Source organism: Hydrogenivirga sp. 128-5-R1-1, assembly GCF_000171895.1.
In genome coordinates this window covers 1-2,271 of record NZ_ABHJ01000144.1, presented here as the reverse complement: position 1 = coordinate 2,271, position 2,271 = coordinate 1, and the positions used below count along the sequence as shown (strand labels likewise).

At 26.7% G+C, this 2,271-nt stretch carries 2 protein-coding genes; both read right to left on the bottom strand.

Annotated features, from left to right (window positions below; genetic code table 11):
• Positions 1–1,528, bottom strand: a 1,528-nt coding sequence (locus tag HG1285_RS04110; protein WP_008288717.1) for a diguanylate cyclase, incomplete at its 3' end; no start/stop codon positions are given.
• A gap of 105 nt (positions 1,529–1,633) precedes the next feature.
• Positions 1,634–2,271 (bottom strand): hypothetical protein (locus tag HG1285_RS19840; RefSeq protein WP_032496951.1); only part of this gene is annotated, 638 nt, incomplete at its 5' end.

The following is a 2,271-nucleotide window of genomic DNA, read 5'->3' as shown; positions in this document are numbered from 1 at the left end:
CACCATATCTTGCAACAACATCTCCAGGTCTAACTGTATGTTCTAAAAGGTTAGCAACTTCAACTAAAAATTTATCTCCAAAGTCATGACCATAACTATCATTTATAGATTTAAAATTATCCAGGTCTATAACAAGCAGAGAAAATTCATAATTATGTCTTTTTGCTCTTTCTATTTCATAATTTGCCAGTTCCCAGAAAACCCTTTGGTTGTAAAGGTTTGTTAGTGGGTCTCTTGTAGCATAGTACTCAAGGTCTTTTGTGTATCTATATATTGCTTTTACTGAGCCTACAACATTTAAAAGTGTTGACAACACGCTTTCTATAACAAGAAGTTTTGTCCTATCTTTCTTAATATCTGGCTGTACACCAACACCAACAATTCCACCAATTCTTGGATTTTCTAAAAATAGCGTTTTCACCTGATAATCTATTTCATTATTTTCAAGGTTTAAAATACATTTGTCTTTTTCAGCTATGTTATGATTTATTTCCAGAATATCTTCATGCTTTAAAGCAAAATGTTCTCTTATTTTCTCTTTAAGTATTTCCTCTGCTCTTATTCTTAATTTTTCAGATGGTTTTCCAATCCAAAAAACTTCAACTTCATATATTCCTTCCTCTTTAAATATGGAAAATATACTATAAGTAGGTATAACTTTGTTTATCTCTGCAAGCAACATCATTACGTATTCTTTCCAGTCTTTAATTACATCAGATGTTAATATAAACTTTTCCAAAAGCTTTATCTCAAACTCAAGTATTTCTTTATCAACTGCTATATCGCATAATTTCTGTACAATCTTTTTAATGTCTTCAAACAGCTCATTAAACTCATCAAACATAAAGTTAATGTCTTCTTTTAATATTTTCCTAAAATCTTCCAATTCAGAAATATTTTCTATGGTTCCATTTAATTTTTTTAATCCTGTCTTTATTCTTTCAGTTATGAAATACCCGATAAGAATAACAACAATTAGAGGCAGAGGAATAGTAAGAAGTAAAGCTTTAGAAAACTCTTTTTCTGCAGATGAAGAAAACTTACCAAGGTTATATTTAACCTCTACTACTCCAAGAACATCTCCAATTTTTGCGTTTACATGACATTTTAAACATACTTGTTTTGCTTTTAACGGCATAATATATCGTAAAATTCCACTTTCTTTATTTATAACAGACTTCTTTTCTCTTATAGTTTTAAGAATTTCTTTATCAAAAGACGGCTGGTTTATTTTTCCAAATAGTTTTTCTACAATCTCTGTCCTGTAGATTTCTATATCATAATTCTTTTGTGAATTTTTTATACTACTTAAAAACTCAATTAAATCTTGCCTGCTCCAGCCTCTTTTCATAATTTGAAACATAGAGTTAAAGGTTTGTTTTGCTACAGACTCTGCATTTTCTGTTGCATTTTTTTCAAATGAAGAATTAAAAATTTTTTTTATTTCAAAATATAAGAAAGGAAAAACAATCAATGACATAGCTAAGACATATATAATAAGAAGCTTCTTAAGAGTAATTTTTTTCATGGCAAATCCCTAAAACTCTAAAGATAGATAGTAAATCTTATCAGAGGTGATATTCTACAGTATCTTTGCTATATTTAAGAAAGAATATATTTGAATTTTACATATTTATACAACATTTTTTCTCTTTAATACATTACCAATAAATTCTCTATAAGTCTTTGTTGGAGATATATATATCTTACTTTCCAGAAATTGTTCAAAATTTTTATAATCTTCATTTATATCTAATGAAAAATAATCTGATACTTTCTCTAAAGCACTAAATAGTTTATATTCAATAAAAGGAAAACCTTTTTGCTTTTTTAATCTTTGAAAATCAACACCACTATTTGAAAGTAATGAAATAATTTTTAAGGGTTTTTTATCTTTTTTTAGGTATTTAATTTGTCCTATGTAAAAGATGTAGTAAAAAACCCTTTTTAAAAATTCATTTTTAGAGTCCACAGAATAAAATTCAGATGGTACATAAAAATGAGGCTCTTTATTGTTTTGATTAAGCCAATTTTCATTTATATTAAATCTTTCAATTAACAAATTAACTCTTGTTTTATACGGTTCTATTTGCTTAAACGAAGTAGGAGAAATAAGTTTTTGTTTGGTAAACTTATATAAATTAACAATACTACTGAGATTATTTATATTAACTGCAGCAACAAGTATGTCCCATGTTAAAATATCTGCATTTAAAAAAATGTTTTTAAAAAAGTTATTAAAAGGTACATATATTTCTTTCTTACAAATGT